At 70.1% G+C, this 17,475-nt stretch carries 15 protein-coding genes; 5 read left to right on the top strand and 10 right to left on the bottom strand.

Annotated elements, in window-relative coordinates; all coding sequences use genetic code 11:
• Positions 1-172: 172 nt before the first annotated feature.
• On the bottom strand, positions 173-709 hold the full coding sequence (locus tag NFU04_RS13810; protein WP_251310031.1) for a GNAT family N-acetyltransferase: 537 nt from the start codon (positions 707-709) through the stop codon (positions 173-175).
• Positions 710-1,236: 527 nt separating this feature from the next.
• Between NFU04_RS13810 and NFU04_RS13815 the strand changes: the two genes are divergently transcribed.
• Positions 1,237-1,827 carry a LysE family translocator gene (locus NFU04_RS13815; RefSeq protein ID WP_251310032.1) on the top strand — a complete coding sequence of 197 codons (591 nt, stop codon included), beginning with the start codon at positions 1,237-1,239 and terminating at the stop codon, positions 1,825-1,827.
• A 104-nt stretch (positions 1,828-1,931) separates the two neighbouring features.
• Here the strand turns inward: NFU04_RS13815 and NFU04_RS13820 are convergent, their stop codons facing one another.
• The gene (locus NFU04_RS13820) at positions 1,932-2,765 is read right to left on the bottom strand and encodes an AraC family transcriptional regulator (protein WP_251310033.1); all 834 of its coding nucleotides are present in this window, start codon (positions 2,763-2,765) and stop codon (positions 1,932-1,934) included.
• Between the two features lie 114 nt (positions 2,766-2,879).
• Positions 2,880-3,233, bottom strand: a complete 354-nt coding sequence (locus tag NFU04_RS13825) for a DUF1428 domain-containing protein (RefSeq protein ID WP_251310034.1) — start codon at positions 3,231-3,233, stop codon at positions 2,880-2,882.
• 211 nt (positions 3,234-3,444) lie between these two features.
• Between NFU04_RS13825 and NFU04_RS13830 the strand changes: the two genes are divergently transcribed.
• Both NFU04_RS13830 and NFU04_RS13835 read left to right on the top strand, forming a co-directional pair.
• Positions 3,445-5,193 carry a chloride channel protein gene (locus NFU04_RS13830; protein WP_251310056.1) on the top strand — a complete coding sequence of 583 codons (1,749 nt, stop codon included), beginning with the start codon at positions 3,445-3,447 and terminating at the stop codon, positions 5,191-5,193.
• On the top strand, positions 5,183-6,451 hold the full coding sequence (locus NFU04_RS13835; RefSeq protein WP_251310035.1) for an extracellular solute-binding protein: 1,269 nt from the start codon (positions 5,183-5,185) through the stop codon (positions 6,449-6,451). Before NFU04_RS13830 ends, NFU04_RS13835 begins: the two co-directional genes overlap by 11 nt.
• On the opposite strand, the gene NFU04_RS13840 is transcribed toward NFU04_RS13835, so the two are convergent.
• The 6 genes from NFU04_RS13840 to NFU04_RS13865 form a co-directional block, all read right to left on the bottom strand.
• Entirely contained in the window at positions 6,335-7,540 is a 1,206-nt protein-coding gene (locus NFU04_RS13840) for a methyltransferase (protein WP_251310036.1), read from the bottom strand. The genes NFU04_RS13835 and NFU04_RS13840 overlap by 117 nt on opposite strands.
• Before the next feature lie 78 nt (positions 7,541-7,618).
• Positions 7,619-8,593 (bottom strand): ABC transporter ATP-binding protein, encoded by a 975-nt coding sequence (locus tag NFU04_RS13845; protein ID WP_251310037.1) that lies wholly within the window; start codon positions 8,591-8,593, stop codon positions 7,619-7,621.
• 85 nt (positions 8,594-8,678) lie between these two features.
• Positions 8,679-9,647, bottom strand: coding sequence for an ABC transporter ATP-binding protein (locus NFU04_RS13850; RefSeq protein WP_251310038.1), 969 nt, complete (start codon positions 9,645-9,647; stop codon positions 8,679-8,681).
• Positions 9,647-10,954: an ABC transporter permease gene (locus NFU04_RS13855; protein ID WP_251310039.1), complete on the bottom strand. Its 1,308-nt coding sequence runs from the start codon at positions 10,952-10,954 to the stop codon at positions 9,647-9,649. The genes NFU04_RS13850 and NFU04_RS13855 overlap by 1 nt, the downstream gene beginning before the upstream one ends.
• 8 nt (positions 10,955-10,962) lie before the next feature.
• Entirely contained in the window at positions 10,963-12,063 is a 1,101-nt protein-coding gene (locus tag NFU04_RS13860) for an ABC transporter permease (RefSeq protein WP_251310040.1), read from the bottom strand.
• Positions 12,060-14,570 carry an ABC transporter substrate-binding protein gene (locus tag NFU04_RS13865; RefSeq protein ID WP_251310041.1) on the bottom strand — a complete coding sequence of 837 codons (2,511 nt, stop codon included), beginning with the start codon at positions 14,568-14,570 and terminating at the stop codon, positions 12,060-12,062. The genes NFU04_RS13860 and NFU04_RS13865 overlap by 4 nt, the downstream gene beginning before the upstream one ends.
• 154 nt (positions 14,571-14,724) lie before the next feature.
• Between NFU04_RS13865 and NFU04_RS13870 the strand changes: the two genes are divergently transcribed.
• Positions 14,725-15,177 (top strand): potassium channel family protein, encoded by a 453-nt coding sequence (locus tag NFU04_RS13870; protein WP_251310057.1) that lies wholly within the window; start codon positions 14,725-14,727, stop codon positions 15,175-15,177.
• A gap of 42 nt (positions 15,178-15,219) precedes the next feature.
• Entirely contained in the window at positions 15,220-16,782 is a 1,563-nt protein-coding gene (locus tag NFU04_RS13875) for a cation:proton antiporter family protein (RefSeq protein ID WP_251310042.1), read from the top strand.
• A gap of 16 nt (positions 16,783-16,798) precedes the next feature.
• Here NFU04_RS13875 and NFU04_RS13880 read toward each other — a convergent pair whose 3' ends face one another.
• The gene (locus tag NFU04_RS13880; protein WP_251310043.1) at positions 16,799-17,401 is read right to left on the bottom strand and encodes a LysE family translocator; all 603 of its coding nucleotides are present in this window, start codon (positions 17,399-17,401) and stop codon (positions 16,799-16,801) included.
• Between the last annotated feature and the right edge of the window lie 74 nt (positions 17,402-17,475).

Here is a 17,475-nt window from a genome sequence, read left to right on the forward strand (position 1 = left end):
CGGCCTCGTGGTCGAAGACCATGCGGACGGCCCGTTGACGGACCTCAGGGGCATATCGTTTGGAAGTGTTCATGGCTCCATCCTCTCAAGGTTTGGAGCCTCCGGGAATCCCGGGACGGTTCACCCTGATGAATAAGGCGGGGTCAGGTAACTCCCAGCCTGGCAGATACATTCACCAATACCGAGAATCATTGAATGCCTCGACGCAACCAGCCTGCCCCAGCGGGCGATCAATACTCCCCCCACCCAACGACTGCCCCAGCCAACCCTCTGGGTGGGATAATGTAAACGGCGCTTCCGCGACCTCTTGAGATACGTGCTCGAAACCCACTCTTGAATAGTAGTTCGGATCACCATAGGTAAAGACGAGTTCGACTCCTCGCTCACGTAAACACTGAATACCAAATTGAATCAGGTTTTGACCAATGCCTTTACCCTGATGATTTTTATCAACGGCTACCGGTGACAACATAAAGGCTTTTACGGGAGAACCAAACGACAAGCGCGTGAAAAAGATACAGCCGACTATCTGCTCCTGCTCGGCAGCAATAAACCCAAGCATGTCACCGGCTTCGGTCCCGCTCATCAACTCATGCACCAAGCGCCCGATCAGCCTTCCCTCGTGCTCACCTTCCGAATCAGAGAACGTCCGGGTAAACAGGTCCTCGACTTCCTGTCGATCAACCTCGCCATACGTCGAAAATTTCATATCCTGGGGTCCTGTAAATAACGTTCATGTGCCGCTCTCGCTCACACATAACACCTGCAACATGCACGCCCACGGAATAGAGCCGAAGGTGCAATGTAGCAGGTATCGCATTGCCTGCCCTGGTTATACGATTCTACCGTAACGCTTTTACCCCGGGCCAAGCGCGAGCTGAGGGCAACCGTCTTTCCATCAGCGTCTTATTCACCGGCCCGCATAGTCGAGAATAGCGAATGTCCAGCCTGATCCGATTTTGACAAGCCATGCACATGGATAGCGGCCCACCCAGCCCCCAACTCATGCGCCCTGCGACCTCTGAGTCGTCCCGGGGTTCGCTTTTCGATTAGCGTTCCCACCCCAGGCGCCGATGCCCCGCCGACCGGGGTCAGGCCTTCCGCCTTCGGGGTGCCGCCTCCAGCCTAGAGTTTCTCCGACGACCCTCGGCGCTCGCCCAGGGCAATTTTGTGCAATACCGGGGACGCGGGGGTGGCCAGACTCGGGGCATCGCTTGCCCTTCGAGGAGGAACCCCATGAGCCTGTCCCTGATCCTGCCGATGTCGGCCTTCGCCCTGGCCGCTTCCATCTCTCCTGGCCCGGTCAACCTGGTCTGCCTGAGCAGCGGCACCCGCTACCCCATCCCGCAAGGGCTGGTCTTCGCCACCGGGGCCACCCTGGGTTTTCTCGCGCTGTTCCTGGCCATCGGCCTGGGGCTCTACTCGCTGCTGACGATGGTGCCGGGGCTGGAGACGGCCCTGCGCTGGGCGGGGGTGGCCTTCCTGCTCTACCTGAGCCTGCGGCTGTTTCGCGACGATGGCCGCCTGCCGGCAGACGACGGCCGACAGGCCCCAGGCTTTATGGCGGGGGCGCTGATGCAGTGGCTCAACCCCAAGGCCTGGCTGGCTTCGGCCTCGGGCATCGGCGCCTATACCGGCGGCGACGTGGGCCAGCTCTGGCTCTTCGCCGCCCTCTACCTGCCCATCTGCTGGCTCTCCCTGGGCAGTTGGGTCTATGCCGGGGCCTTCCTGCGCCGCCATGTGCAGCGTCCCGGGGTGCTGGTCGCCATCAACCGCAGCCTGGCGCTGCTGCTCGCCGCCAGCTGCGTCTATCTGCTGATCGATTGATCGGCGTCCGCCCCCGTCGCGACGCATGATGGTCACCGCCTCGCCGCGATAGTCGCGTGCCTGCTGGTTACGCCAGTCCCGGCGTCGCCCACCAGCGTCCCCGACTAGGACTCGAGCCGCGAGCGGCGATACTGATCGGGGGTGGCGGCCACCAGGCGCTTGAAGGTGCGCTGGAAGTGCGGCTGGTCGCTGAAGCCGGCGCTCAGCGCCGCCTCGGCGATCGGGAGGCCGCGCTTGAGCTCCCGCTGACCCAGTTGGACGCGGCGATTGATCAGGTAGGCGTGGGGCGTCAGGCCGAAGTGCTGCTTGAAGGCGCGGATCAGGTGCCCGGGGCTGTAGCCGGAACGCGCGCACAGGGCGTCCAGGGAGACCTCCTCGGCGGCATGGGCGTCCAGGTAGGCAGCCAGTTCGCGCAGGGTGGCCGGAGGCAGCGGCCGCGGCTGGGCCGGCTGCCCCGCCAGGTGGTGCATCAGCGCCGTGAGGTAACCGGCCACCTCGCTCTGCTTGTCCAGCAGGTCGCGGCGCGGGTCGAGCAGGGCATCGGTCATGCGCAGGTAACCGGCATACCAGTCGGGGGCGGTAATCACCGCGGTGGGAATGTCCTGCCAGCATGGTACCTCGAGCAGCCCCGCCCCCTGGCGCAGCGTGGTCAGCCAGTCGGTCTCCACGTAGAGCATGCGGTAGGCCCAGGGCCGGTCGTCGATGGGGTTGCAGGCGTGGACCCACTCCGGGTTCATCAACACCAGGCTGCCGGCCTGGATGTGATGTCGCGCCTCCCGATAGTGGAAGGTGCTCTCCCCGGCGGTCACCGCCCCCAGCGACCAGTGCCGATGGCTATGCGGCGCGTAGCCGACCTTGCGGCCATCCTCGACCAGGCGCAGCTCCAGGTGCGGCAGGCGTGCATCGCGCCAGAAGCGAGGTTGGCTGGGCTGGGTCATGGCTGCTCTCCCTGAGACATTCTCGCCCAGTCTACACCGCCACGGCGGCGTCGCACTCCTGTCGCCCCTGGCCGGGCTCGCAACCCGGCCAGGGGAAGACGATTCGGCGTCGGCCTACACCTCGAAGAGCACCTCGAAGCCCCCATAGATCAGCCGCCGGCCGTCGAAGGGCATGGGGTTGACGTCGGGCTGCATGCGCGGGTCCTCCATGGCCTGGGCCATGGCCCGGTCGCGCACCGCTTTCGAGGGCCAACGGATCCAGCCGAAGACCACGCTCTCGTCCGCCTGGCACTTCACCGCCTGGGGGAAGGAGGTGACCTTGCCTTCCGGGACCTCGTCGCCCCAGCACTCCATCACCTGCAGGGCGCCGAACTCCTTGAATACCGCCGCGGCGATGCGGGCGTGTTCGATGTACTTGGCCTTGTTGGCGGTGGGCACCGCGGCCACGAAACCATCCATATAGCTCATCCGTCGTCTCCTTGATTATCCAGGGGAGGTAGTTGCCGCACCGGGCGCACCTCGATGATGCCGAAGCGGGCCGGCGGTATACGGCTGGCCAGCGCAGCGCCTCGCCCATGATCGTGAACGCGTCTCGCTCGCCTGCTCCGAAGCATAGGCCGGAATCGCCCCCTCCGGACGGCCCCTTGCCCAATGCATCGATGACGCCTACACCTTGAGCATGGACTCCCCCCTCTTCGGACCCAAGGTGCGGCGCGTGCTGGCGGTCTGGCGCTTTCTCGGCCTGGTACTGCTGGGCGCTCTGATCGGTGGCGTGGCCGCCCTGGCCGCCGTCGGCTTCGTCAATGCGGTGGTATGGCTCAACGACCTGCTGCTGATCTCCCCCCGGGGGCGAATGATGGTCGCCGACCCCGGCCTGGTGGTGCTCGCCACCCTGCTGGTGCCGACCCTGGGCGGGCTGGTGGTCGGCCAGCTGCATCGCGGCCTGCCCGATGGCCGCCCCCATACCCCCGCCGATGCCATCGCCGCCGTCCAGACCCGCCGCGGCCGCCTGCCAGCCCGGGCCGGCGGCCTCTCGGCGTTGAGCGCCCTGGTCTCGCTGGGCGCCGGCGCCTCGGTGGGTCAGTACGGGCCCCTGGTGCACCTGGGAGCCACCCTGGGCTCCCAGGCGACGCGGCTGCTGCGCCTGGGCCGCTCGGAGGACAATATCACCATCGCCTGCGGGGTGGCGGCGGCCATCGCCGCGGCCTTCAATGCGCCCCTGGCGGGGATCGTCTTCGCCCACGAGGTGGTGCTGCGTCATTACGCCCTGCGCGCCTTCGCCCCGGTGGCCGCCGCGGCCATCGTCGGCCATGTGCTGGCCACCCAATGGCTGGCCCTGGGGGCACTCTTTCATATCGCCGACCCCGCCGTGCCCCGCCCCTGGGAATTCGCCCTCTTCCTGGTCCTGGGCGGCCTGGGCGCCCTGGTGGCCGGGGCCTATATGCACGCCATCCTCGGCATGGGGCGCCTGGCCCAGCGCCTGCCGCTGCCGATCGGCCTGCGCCCGGCCCTGGCCGGGGCCCTGCTCGGCCTGACCGCCCTCTGGGTGCCGGATATCCTCGGCATGGGCCAGGAGACCCTGCGCTTCGCCACCCTGGCCGGCGCCTATGGCGGCGGCGAGCTGCTGCTGGTGCTGGGGCTCAAGCTGGCCGCCACCGCCCTGTGTCTGGGGCTGGGCTTCGCCGGCGGCGTGTTCAGCCCGGCGCTGGTCATCGGTACCCTCTTCGGCGCCCTCGCCGGCACCCTGGTGATGGGGCTGGGCGGCGCCCAGGAGACCTTTATCTTCTATGCGGTGTGCGGCATGGTGGCGGTCACCGCGCCGGTGATCGGCGCGCCCCTCACCACCCTGCTGATCGTCTTCGAGCTCACCGGCAGCTACGCGCTGACCACCGCCGCCCTGGCCAGCGTGACCCTGGCCAGCCCCCTGGCCGCCCAGCTGTTCGGCCGCTCGCTGTTCGATATCCAACTGGCCAAGCGCGGCCTGGACCTCTCCGCGGGCCGCGGCCGCGCCGTGCTCCAGGAGGCGCGGCTGGCCGAGCTGATCAGCCAGGACGCCGTGACCCTGGCCCCGCAGACGACGCTGGAGCACGCCATCTCGCGACTGGGCCGGTCGGGCCATGGCGAGGCCTACCGGGTGGACGACCAGGGCCGCTACCGGGGCTGCGTGACCCTAGCGGACCTGGAGGCCCGGCGCGAGGCCGGCACGGCCGGCACCCTGGCCGACTGTCCCGAGACGCCACGCCCGGTGCTGGGCCCCCAGGCCTCGCTCTGGGAGGCGATGCATCGGCTGCAGCAGGTCACCGGCGAGGCCATCGCCGTGGTGGACGACGAGGAACGCTTCCTGGGGGTCGCCTATGAATCGAGCATCGCCCGCGCCTTCCTGCATCACAGCGACGCCCTGCGGCGGGAGGAACACGGTGCCGGCTAGGCGTTGGCTACCGGGGTTGCCGGCTCGGCTGCTGGCCGGGCTGCTGAGCCTGGCCGCCCTCTCTCCCCCCTCGGCCGTCGCCGAGGCGCCGGAGGACGCCGGCCCCCTGACGGTACTCAGTTGGGGCGGCGCCTACGAACGCGCCCAGCGCCGCGCCCTCTTCACCCCCTTTACCGAGGCGACGGGCATCCCGGTGGAGGCGGCCCGCTACAACGGCGGCCTGAGCGACCTGCGCCGCGCCGTGGCGAACGATGCCGTGCCCTGGGACGTGCTCGACATGACCCGCAGCGAGGCCATGGCGGCCTGCGCGGAGGGGTTGCTGGCGCCGCTGCCCGCGGACCTGGTGGCCCCGGCGCCGGACGGCACCCCGGCGGCGGAGGACTTCCTGCCCGATGCCCTGGGACGCTGCGCCATCAGCCACTCGATCTTCGCCACCGTGGTGGCCTACCGCCGCGACGCCTTCCCCGGGCGGCGCCCCACGCGCATCGCCGACCTCTTCGACCAGGAGCGCTTCCCCGGCCCCCGGGCCCTGCAACGCACCCCGGCGGCCAACCTGGAGTGGGCCCTGCTCTCCTACCGGGTGCCCCGGGAGGCACTCTATCGCCTGCTCAGCACCCGCCGCGGCCTGGAGCTCGCCTTCGCCCGGCTGCGCGGCCTCGACGAGATCCACTGGTGGCAGGCCGGCGAGACCCCGGTGGAGTGGCTGGCCGAGGGCCGGGTGGTGATGGCCTCCGGCTACAACGGACGCTTCTTCGCCGCCATGGTGGAGCGCGACCTGCCCATCGAGATCCTCTGGGACGGCCAGCTCCAGGAACACGAGACCTGGGCGATACCCCGGGGCGCGCCACACCTCGAGGCGGCCCGCGACTTTATCCGCTTCGCCACCAGCAGCGAGCGCCAGGCCGAGCTGGCCCGGCATATCCCCTATGGCCCGGCGAGGCGCTCCGCCGCCATGCAGGTCACCACTCACCGCGACAGCGGCCTGGACATGCGCCTGCATATTCCCACCCATCCCCTCAACGCCCAGGGGGCGGTGACCAAGGACGAGACCTGGTACGCCCGCACCCGGGAGCGCATCGAGGCGCTGTTTCGCGAGGCCCTGCTCGCCCCGACTCCCAGGCCGAGCCGTGAGCCCCCCATATCACTGCGCCTGAATCAGCAGGTTCCTGGGGGTGAGCGAGCGCTCGCAGAAGGTCCCCAGGCGCACCGCCATCCCCGCCTCCTCCAGGCACAGCAAACGGTCCAGCACCAACCATAGCTCCAGGGGGCGGCGGAAGAGGTGGCGCACCAGCTCCAGGCGCTCGACCCGGGCCTGGCGCTCGGCCCCCGCCGCCTCGAAGCGCGCCCAGTCCAGGGTCGAATCCAGATGAGATGGCAGGCACAGCCCCTTCTCGGCGGCGGCCCAGCGGCAGAAGCCGGCGAAGTCGTCGGGCAGGCGCCCATAGGCGAGGCTCGGCACCGGCAGGTAGCGATCCTCGCCGCGCAGCTCCCGCTGCAGCTCGTCGAAGCCCAGCCGCCAGGCATTGGCCCTGGCGCGACTCAGCCGCACCTGGCGCGGCGCGGTCACCGTCTCCTGCACCGCCAGGGCCAACTGCTCCCGGGGCAGCGCCAACCCGTGCTCGGCCATGGCCCGCTCGCCCTGGCGGGAGAGCGGCCGATAGCTGGTCTCGGCGGTGCGCTGGTAGCAACAGGGCGCCAGGGTCAGCGGCAGGCGCCCCTCGGCGGCACGCCGAACCAGCCGGCCATGCAGGTCGCCGCAGGCGTGCAGGGCCACCAGTTGGCGCCCCGGGGTCAGCCAGTCGGCGGCACTGTCGGCCATCACGTCCTGCTCGTGAAGGCTGAGATCCGCCCCCTGGGCCTCAGCCAGGGCCTGCCCCGCCCGGCACAGCGGCGCCTGCCACTCCAGGCCGATAACCCGGGCGTTATCGCGCCGCGCCAGGGCCCGCCCCAGGTGGCCCTTGCCGGCGCACCACTCCAGGTAGGCCGGCGCCGGGGCCAGGCGGGCAGCGAAGGCGCCGATCTGCGCCCACTTGCGCCCCCCCACATGGGTGGCCCAGGCCTCGGGCAGCGGCCGCGCCCCCGCCGCCTCGGGCAGGGGCGCCACCTCGCACAGCGACGCCAGCTCCGCCACCGGCAGCCACTCGGCCAGCGCCGACGCCACGAAGGGGTCCGCCTCCAGGCGCTCCCGCTCGGCCTCGTCCAGCCCCAGCAGCCAGGCCTCGAGGGCGGGAAAGGCCTGCCCCCAGGGCGCCCGGCGATAGCGAAACGGCTCCGGCGCCCAGAGCGGCTGCCACTGGGCCAGCAGCTCGGTCAGGCGGGCGAAGCGTTGGGCATAGGCAGACGGCATGGCGAGGCTCAAGTGAAAGGGGCCGCCGATGATACCCGAGGCGAGCCCGCCGAGGCAGGGGCAGTCGCCAGGCGATGGCTACTCCCGATGCAGCCAGCAGGCGCTGCGATGCCGCTCGCCCACCGCGAAGTCCGGGGGATCGTCCCGATCGCAGAGTCCGGCCATGGCATGGGGGCAGCGGGGGTGGAAGCGGCAGCCCCGGGGCGGGTCGAGCAGGCTGGGCGGCTCGCCGGCGGGCAGCTCCCGCTGGCGGTGGGCGTTGGCGGCGTCCGGATCGGCGATGGCCCCCAGCAGGGCCTGGGTATAGGGGTGGCGGGGGGCGTCGAGCAGTTCGTCCACCGGCGCCGACTCCACCAGCCGGCCGGCGTACATCACGAAGATCCGCTCGGCGTAGTGGCGCACCGTGGAGAGATCATGGGTGATAAAGGCCAGGGTCAGGCGGCGCCGGCCCTGGATGCGCCGCAACAGCTCGAGAATCTCCACCCGTACCGAGGCATCGAGCATGGAGACCGGCTCGTCGGCGACCAGCAGCCGCGGCCCGAGGATCAGCGCCCGGGCGATCACCAGGCGCTGCTGCTGGCCGCCGCTGAGCATATGCGGGAACTTGCCGAGCAGCTCCTCCACCGGGGTCAGGTGCACCTCCTCCAGGGCGGCGCGGATGCGCGCCTCCCGCTCGTCGCGCCCGACGCCCTGGATGATCAGCGGTTCGGCGAGGATGCGCCGCACGTCGAGGAAGGGCGCGGTGGCGCCGAAGGGGTCCTGCTGCACATAGCCGGCGCTGGCCCGATAGGCCCGGAGCTCGCCCCGCCGCAGGCCGCTGAGCTCGCGACCGGCGAAGCGCACCTCGCCCTGGGTGGGGCGATGCAGCCCCAGCAGGGTGCGTGCCAGGGTGCTCTTGCCGCAGCCGCTCTCGCCGACGATGGCCACCGACTCCCCCTCCGCCAGCGTCAGGGCCACCCGATCCACCGCCTGCACCGCCCCCAGGCGCAGGAAGCCCCACTGCCTCACCTCGAAGTGCACGGAGAGATTATCCACTTGAACCAGGGCGCTCATCGGCACGCCTCCTCGGGGCAACCGCCGCCCCATTGCCGGCCGACATGGAAGTGCACGGAGAGATTATCCACTTGAACCAGGGCGCTCATACGCCATCCTCCTTATGCAGCCAGCAGCGCACTTCCTGGCGCGGCGCCGGGGCGAAGGCCGGCGGCAGCCGGGCGCAGTCGGCGAAGCGCCGCGGGCAGCGCGCGGCGAAGCGGCAGCCCCCGGGCGGGTCGAGCAGGCTGGGGGGCTCGCCGGGAATCGCCCGGGGCCGCTCGCGCTGGCGAAGCTTGGGGACGCTGGCCATCAGCGCCTGGGCATAGGGGTGGCCCGGGGCGGAGAAGAAGGTCGCGGCGTCGGCCACCTCCACCAACTGGCCGGCGTACATCAGCGCCACCCGGTCGGCCAGCTCGCTGGAGGTGGCCACGTCATGGGTGATCAGGATAAAGCCGGTGCCGAGTTCCGCCTTGACCCGCTTGAGGGCGTTCATGATCCCCGCCTGGGTCAGCACGTCCAGGGCCGAGGTGGGCTCATCGAGGATCACCAGGGCGGGCTCGGCCACCAGCGCCATGGCCAGCACCGCCCGCTGACGCATGCCACCGGAGAGCTCGAAGGGGTAGCGGCGCAGGAAGTCGCCGGGCAGGCCCACCAGCTCGAAGACCTCGGCGGCCCGGGCCAGGGCCCGGCGACGCTCCCAGCCCAGGTGCACCCGCAGCGGCTCGGCGACCTGCTCGCCCACCCTGACCACCGGGTTGAGGGCGTTCATGGAGGCCTGCATCACCAGCGCCAGCCCCTGCCACTGCACCTCGCGGCGGAAGGTCTCGTCATCCAGCGGGTGCAGCTCGCGTCCGGCCAGGCGCACCCGCCCGCCCAGGCCGCCGGCATTGCGCGGCAGCAGCCGCATCAGCGCCCGGGCCAATGAGCTCTTGCCACAGCCCGACTCGCCCAGCACCACCAGGGCCTCGCCGCGCCCGACGGAGAAGCCGACGTCATCCACGGCGCGCATCACCCCGCCGCGGGTATGGTAGTCGAGGGTCAGCCCCTCCACCTCGAGCAGGGCATCGGGCATCACAGGCTCCTTAGCCGGGGATTGAAGACCCGGTCGAGGGCGAAACCGAGCATGGCGAAGCCGAGCCCGGAGAGCATCAGCAGCGCCGCCGGGGCCAGCACCCAGTAGTAGTAACCGTTGTAGAGGGCGCTCTGGGCCTGGGCGTCGTTGAGCACCTTGCCCCAGGTGGGCAATACCGGGTCGCCCAGCCCCAGCACCGCCAGCGACGCCTCGAGGAAGACGAAGGTGGGGATCAGGGTCACGAAGGTGGGAATCAGCACCGGCAGGATGCGCGGCAGCATATAGCGCATCACGATGCGCCAATGGCTCGCGCCATAGGCCCGGGCCGCCTCGATATAGGGGGCCTCGCGGATCGGCAGCAGCATGGCCCGGTAGGTCTTGATGCCGGCGCTGAAGATGCCCAACGCCACCACCACCCCCAGCATCAGCCAGATGCTGGTGGAGTAGAGGGTGCCCACCATCACCAGGATCGGCAGCAGCGGCAGGATCATATTGACCTCGGTGAGGCGCTGGATCAGCGCATCCACCCAGCCCCGGTACCAGACGCCGACGGCGGCGATCACCAGGGTGCTGAGGGTGGTGCCCACCGCTGCCACCAGGCCGAAGGCCAGGGCGATCGGCGTGCCCCAGCGCAGCGCCAAGCTGAGGTCGCGGCGCTGGTGATCGGTGCCGGCCAGGCCATGCACCCGGCCATAGAGCAGCAGCTCGCTGGCAAGCTCGGCGCCGGGGTCGAAGAACACCGCCTCCAGGGTCAGGGTATGGCGCCCCGGCAGCACCGCCTCGCCGTCCGGCGCGGCCAGCAGGCCGAGGTGCGCCGGCCGCCCCAGGCGCCGCTCCAGGGCGCGATCCTGGGAGAGCGCCACCCGGGTCTCGCCCACCAGCCGCCGGCTGCCGAGATCGATCTCGCGCCCGTCCGGGGTGCGCCAGGTGAGGCGCAGAAAGGCGGCCCGCTCGCTATGCCGCGGGGTGAGGAAGAGCGCCAGCTCGCTGGGGAAGTCGTCGTAGGCGTAGTCGAGGGCGATGCGCTGGGTCAGGCGTCGCCCGCCGGGGAAGGCCTCGCTGTCGATCTCCGTCGCGATCAGGCGCTGGCTGCGTGGCGCCCGGCCGGGGCTCAGCCAGTCGCTCCAGACCGGCCGCGCATTGATCGGCAGCCGCGCCTCGCCGCTGCGCCAGCTGGCCACCGCCTGGTCGTAGGGCACGGTGGCCAGGGTGTGCAGGGCCAGGGCGACCAGCAGCAGGATCAGCGCCACCCCGGCCAGGGCCGAGGGGTAGCGGCGCAGTTCCGCCCAGGCTTCGCGACGTCCCATGCCCCGGCTCATGCGCCCCCCCTCCCCTCGCCGAGGATCCGCACCCGGGGATCGAGCAGCGCATAGAGCAGGTCCAGCAGCAGCACGGTCAGCGCCAGCAGGTAGGCGAAGATCACCACGCCACCGATGATCACCGGGGTATCGCGGAAGCCGATGGCCTGGAACAGCAGCGAGCCCAGCCCCGGCCAGTTGAAGACCTGCTCGAGGATGATGGCGCCGCTCCACAGGCCGATCAGCATCAGCAGGAAGTTGGTGATGATCGGCGCCAGGGTCGGGCGCAGGATATAGCGGCGCTCGATCAGCCGCGACGGCAGTCCCTTGGCCCGGGCCATCTCCACGTAGTCTTCGCTGGCATGGATCAGGAAGAAGGTGCGCCAGGCGTAGATGGAGACGAAGATCGACGACAGCACCATGGCCGCCACCGGCAGCAGCATATGCCGCGCCAGGCTGACCGCATAGGCCAGGCCCTGTGGCGGCGGCGCCGCCACCATGCCCCCCGGCGGCAGCAGCGGCACCAGGAAGGCGAAGGCGAGAATCAGGAAGATGCCGTAGAACCAGCCCGGCGCCGCCGAGCTGGGGGCCAGGGCGATGACCAGGCGATCGACGCGACCGCCGTAGCGCCGCGACAGCCACAGGGCGCTGCCCACGGCGGCGAAGAACACCAGCAGGTTGGCGGTGCCGAACAGCAGCAGGGTCGCCGGCAGGCGCTCGACGATGATATCGCTGACCCGCCGCGAGCCGGCGTCGCTGTGCATCTGCTCGGCGCGGCCCAGGTCGAGGCGCATGGCCCGCTGCAGGTAGTCGACGCTGCGCACCACGAAGGGCTCGTCGAGACGCAAGCGCTCGACCTCCAGGGCCACCCGGCGCTCCACCAGGGCGTTGCGCTCGGCGCTGGGCATGTCCTGGAAGGCGGGGTCGGCGCGCACCTGCTCGAAGGCCTCGCTGCGGATCTGCACCCGGCGCAACTCGTCCACCTGGCCGCCCATATTGGCCACCACGATGGTCAGGTAGACGCCGATCAGCACCGTGACCAGCAGCGCCAGCAGGCGCTTGATCAGGTAGAGGGCCAGGTACCTCAGGTCTCGGCCCCAGGCACGACGCGGCATCATGGGCTGGCCTCCGGGGCTGTCGCCGGCAGGGTAGCGAAGAGATGGCTGGCGAAGCCGGGCAGGGCCACCCGCTGGCTGGTGAGGATGAATTCCAGGCGATGGGCGCCGGCGCCCAGGGCGGCGAGGCGCTCGGCGTCCAGGGACAGGCCCCATTCGCCCTGTCCCAGGGGCCGCGGCTCGCCACGCCCGGCGAGCCGTCCCTGCCCATCGAAGAGCAGGTAGCGGACGCCCTCGATGGCGTCCTCTGGGTAGGGCTCGCCCCGCCGGGTCACGCTCAGGCGCACCTCGGCCGAGTCGCCGGCGTTCACCACCAGGGGGCCCCGAGTGGTCAATTCCGGCAACGCCGCCTGACTCAGCGACAGCCACTCGTCGGCCGGGTCGGGGAACGCCTCGAAGCGTTCCAGCACCAGGCTGCCCTCCAGGGGGTAGACCGCCGCCAGCTCGAAGGGGCCGTCGCCGACCCAGTAGTGACCGCGGGACGCCACCCAGGCGTCAAGGGCGGCATAGCGGGCGGTGATCTCCGCCTCCTCGACCCAGGGCGAGAGGGCCGCGGCGAAGGGCAGGTAGCGCCGCCCCCGGGCCTCGGCCAGGTAGCGGTCGAGGATCGACAGGCTGGGACCGGCCACCAGGTTGAGCCAGTCGATGCCGCGGCGATCCGCCTGGTGGGATGAGAAGGCCAGCTCGCCGCGCCGCTCGGCCAAGATGCCCAGGGCCAGGGTGTGCCAGGGCAGCGGCTGAGGCGCCCGGGCCGCCACCAGGGTCTCGGCGTCGGGGAAGCCCTGATCGCTGTAGGCCTCGATGATCAGCGGTTCGCTACTCAGGATGCGCCAGCCGCGGAAGTGCTGACGATAGGCCTCGAAGGTGGGCTGATGGGCGGCATCGAACAGCGGGCTGGCCTCGTCGGCGCGCTCGAAGGCGAGGAGCCAGGGCAGCAGCAGATCCGCCACCGAGCGCCGCGAGCCGTCATGCCAGCGCTGGCCCAGGTAGCCCGCCTCGTAGTGGAGGCGCACCCGGGTGCGGGCGGTGAGCGGCCCCTCGGGATGGGCCTCGCCCACCGTGATCAGGCGTCCCTCGCCGGCATCCCAGCCCAGCCAGGCGTCCTCGGGGACGACGATGCGTTCCTGACGCTCCAGGCTCAGCCAGTCGAGGCTCCGGGTCAGGGTGACGCCCTCGGCCACCGTCACCTCGGCATGCTCGAGGCGCTGGGGACGATAGAGGCCGGTGTAGGGATCGGGCAGCAGCGGCGGGTCGGTCAGGGCCCGGGTGATCATGCGATCGAAGATCCAGTTGCTGCCGGCGATGGGGTTCCAGGGCTCGGTGAGCAGCCCCGGGGTGCCGAAGACCATCTCGCCGCCCAGGCGCCCGTCATAGCGCAGGGTATAGGGCCACAGCGCCGAGCCGGCCAGGCCACCGGCCAGGTCCGCGGCCACCGAGACGTTGCTGGCTCGAGCCGAGACGCTGAGGCGGTCCACCAGCCAGAGTCGCACCGAGTCCTGCATGGCCAGCTCCAGGGCCCGGGCCATCAGCGCCTGGCGCTCGTCCCAGTCGGCGTAGTCGCGGCGTTCCAGGCGCTCGGCCAGGGCATCGAGCTCGGGGCTCGGCGCATAGGCCTGCCAGAGCGGCTCGGCGCGCCCCCGGGGGGTGAAGAAGTCGCTGAAGTTCTGGGCCTGATCGCGCTGGATGACGATGGAGATCCAGCCGCCGGTGTAGAGGTGCCACTGGCCGGCGGCGGGATCACCGGCGATCCATAGCCGCGAGGCCTCCTCGGCGTTGCGGTAGCGGCGCTCCACGGCGAAGCCGATATCCTCCAGCTGATTAGCAAGGTAGTCCCCCACCCGGCGCCGCTCGTCGTCGCTGCGAATCAGCAGGATCAGGGTCACAGGCTCGCCCCGATGGTGCCAGCGCCCCGCCTCGCGGCTGGCGCCCAGGGCACGCATCTCCCGGGCGATGGTGGCCTCGGCCGCCGCCGGATCGTAGGCGTAGCGCAGCTCCAGGGCGCGGGCGGTCTCGGCCAGGCGGGCGTAATCGGGGAAGGCGGTGCTGATCGGCAGCCAGCGGGGCACCGCCAGGCCGCCGTAGAGCTCCTCGGCGATATGGTCGCGATCCACCAGCCGGTGCAGGGCCTCGCGGATGGCCGGCACATGGAAGGGATTGAGGCGGCCGTCGCGGAAGGTCGGGCCCACCGGGTTGAGGGTCAGCTCCACCGAGGAGCCGTAGGAGAGGTCATAGTCGGCCCCCGTGGCATCGCGCAGGCGGCGGTAGACGGGGATGCTGCCGATGCCCTGCACGAAGGCCTGGTGGCTGCCGGTCTCGAGCAGGCCGGTGACCCGCCCCGGGTCGCTCTCCTGGGTGAACACCAGGCGGTCGATCAGGGCACCGCGCCGCTCAGCCAGGGCCTCGGGGGTCGCCGGCTCACCCGTCGACAGGGGCGCCCGGGAGGCCGGCAGCAGCGCCAGGCCCACCACCGCCAGCATGACCACCCCTAGCACGACCGCCCATCGATTCATCGGCGCCTCCCCGCTCAGACTCGTCTCCACCTTAGCGCCTTCCGGGAGCGGCGAATTCAACGTTGGCATGGCGGCGCCTATCGAGCCGGGCCGGCGTGCTAGACTGGCGCCCCTCGATGACTGCGGCCTGCCGGGAGAGTGACCCTTGCTGGACATGGCACACTACCACGTCGCCATCATCACCCTGGTTGCGGTGATCGTGGCGGTGCTGCTGCACTATGAGGCCTTCGTGGCCCTGACGCGCCTGATCGAGCGCTCACACCTGTCACATCGCGGGCGTATCCTGCTGCTGGTGTTCGGCCTGCTGCTGACCCATGTGGCGGAGATCTGGCTGTTCGGCCTGACCGCCTGGTGGCTGGTGGAGAATCAAGGCATCGGCACCATCGTCGGCTACGACGGTTTCGTGATGCTCGACTATGTGTTCATGTCGGCGGTCACCTACACCACCCTGGGCTATGGCGATATCATCCCGCTGGGGCCGATCCGCTTCCTCTACGGCAGCGAGGCGCTGACCGGTTTCATGCTGATCACCTGGTCTGCCTCTTTCACCTTCCTCGAGATGCAGAAACACTGGCGCCTCGAGGAAAAAGATCGCCATCGCCGCTAGGGCGGCACCGCCGTCCCCTTTTTCGCAGACAATGATGATCCCATGAGTGCCTTGATCGAAGTTCTTCCCCTCTCCTTCGCCTTCGTGTTCGGCATGCTGGTGCGCCAGATCGGCCTGCCGCCGCTGGTCGGCTTCCTGGTCGCCGGCTTCGCCCTCAACGCCTATGGTCCCGGCCTGGGCCTGCCCGACGAGGCCGGTCCGGTACTGGAGCACGTGGCGCATATGGGGGTCCTGCTGTTGCTGTTCACCGTGGGCCTCAAGCTCAAGATCAAGAGCCTGTTGCAACCGGTGGTGCTGGGCGGCGCCCTGCTGCACTTCGTCTTCACCACCGGCGTCTTCGCCCTGGGTATCCTGGCGCTGACCCAGCTCGATCGACAGACCGCCCTGATGCTGGGGGTGGCCCTGGCCTTCTCCAGCACGGTGCTGGCGGCCAAGGTGCTGGAGTCCAAACGCGAGCTGCGCGCCTTCCATGGCCGAGTGGCCATCGGCATCCTGATCATCCAGGACCTGATCGCCCTGGCGGTGCTCAGCCTGGCCGGCGGCCATACCCCCTCGCCCTGGGCGCTGGGGGTCTTCGCCCTGCCGCTGCTCAAGCCGCTGCTCTACTGGCTGATGGACGTGGCCGGCCACGAGGAGCTGCTGGTGCTGATGGGGGTGATCCTGGCGGTGGCCCTGGGCGGCCTGGGCTTCGAACTGGTGGGGCTGAGCCCGGAGCTGGGGGCCCTGATCATGGGCGTGCTGCTGGCCGAGCACCCTCGGGCTCAGGAGCTCTCCCAGGCCCTGTGGGGCATCAAGGAGATCCTGCTGATCGGCTTCTTCCTGCAGATCGGCATGGCCGGCCTGCCCGACGCCGAGGCGCTCACCTTCGCCCTGGTGATGGGCCTGGCGCTGCCCCTCAAGGGGCTGGTGTTCTTCTTCCTGCTGACCCTGTTCCGGCTGCGCGCCCGCAACGCCTTCCTCGGCGCGCTGAGCCTCACCTGCTACAGCGAGTTCGGCCTGATCGTCGCCGCCGGCGTGCTCGAGGAGTGGCTGGTCCCCCTGGCCATCACGGTGGCGGTCTCCTTCGTGGTGGCCGCGCCCCTGAATCGCCTGGCCCACCCGCTCTTCGATCGCCTGGAGGGCTTGCTCCGGCGCTTCGAGAGCCATACCAAGCACCCCGACGAGCAGCCGGTCTCCCTGGGGCGTTCGGACCTGCTGATCATGGGCATGGGGCGCACCGGCAGCGCCGCCTACGATTTCCTCGCCGAGCGCCGTGCCCGGGTGGTGGGGCTGGACGCCGACCCCAACAAGGTCAGCAAGCATCAACGGGCGGGGCGCCGGGTGGTCTATGCCGACGCCGAGGACATCGGTTTCTGGCACGCCATCGATATCAGCCGCATCAAGGCGGTGATCCTGGCCATGCCGGAGATGGAGGGCAAGGTCATGGCGGCGCGCCAGTTGCGTCGCCTGGGCTTCGGCGGCCCCATCGTCGCCAATACGCTGTATGACGACGAGGCGGAGATCCTGCGCGAGGCCGGCGCCAACGAGACCTACCTGACCATGACCGGCGCCGGCATCGGCCTGGCGGAGAAGACCTGGGAGGCCTTCCAACCGGGGAAGGCCTGAGTCGTCGACTTTACCCCTAGCCCAGGATAAACAGCACGCAGGCGGCGGTCAGCGCTCCCATCAGGGCATTGAAGACCCGCCAGGCCCGGGGGCCGTCGAGCCAGCGCCCGATGGCGGTGCCGAAGCCCGCCCAGACCGCGATGCAGGGCAGCGCCACCAGCTCGGCGAAGGCCGCCAGCAGCAGGGCATTGAGCCAGGTGTCACCGTCCTCGGGCAAAAAGCCCGCCATCAGCGCCAGCCCCATCACCCAGGCCTTGGGATTGGCGAACTGGAAGGCCGCGGCCTGCCAGAAGGTCAGCGGGCGCCCCTCGCCGCGGCGGCGCAGGTCCGGGGGCGGCGCGCTGGCGATGCGCCAGGCCAGGTAGAGCAGGTAGGCGCTGCCGATCAGCCGCAGCGCGGTCTGCACCAGGGGAAAACGCTCGAAGAGCAGCCCCAGGCCCAGGGCGATACCGGCGAAGAGCAGGAAACAGCCCCCCAGGATGCCGAAGATATGCGGCAGGGTGCGCAGGAAGCCGTAGTTGGCCCCGGAGGCGGTGAGCATCACGTTGTTGGGGCCGGGGGTGATGGTCATGGAGATCATATAGAGGGCCGCCGGGCCCAGGACTGCCAAGGCTTCCATAATATTGAATCCATACAATTATGCGATTATTGGGCAATGAAACGCGACATTCGCGCCTAAACTCAGCATAATGG

It is taken from the genome of Halomonas sp. NCCP-2165, from assembly GCF_023708045.1.
In the GTDB taxonomy this organism is placed as follows: Bacteria; Pseudomonadota; Gammaproteobacteria; order Pseudomonadales; family Halomonadaceae; genus Bisbaumannia; species Bisbaumannia pacifica.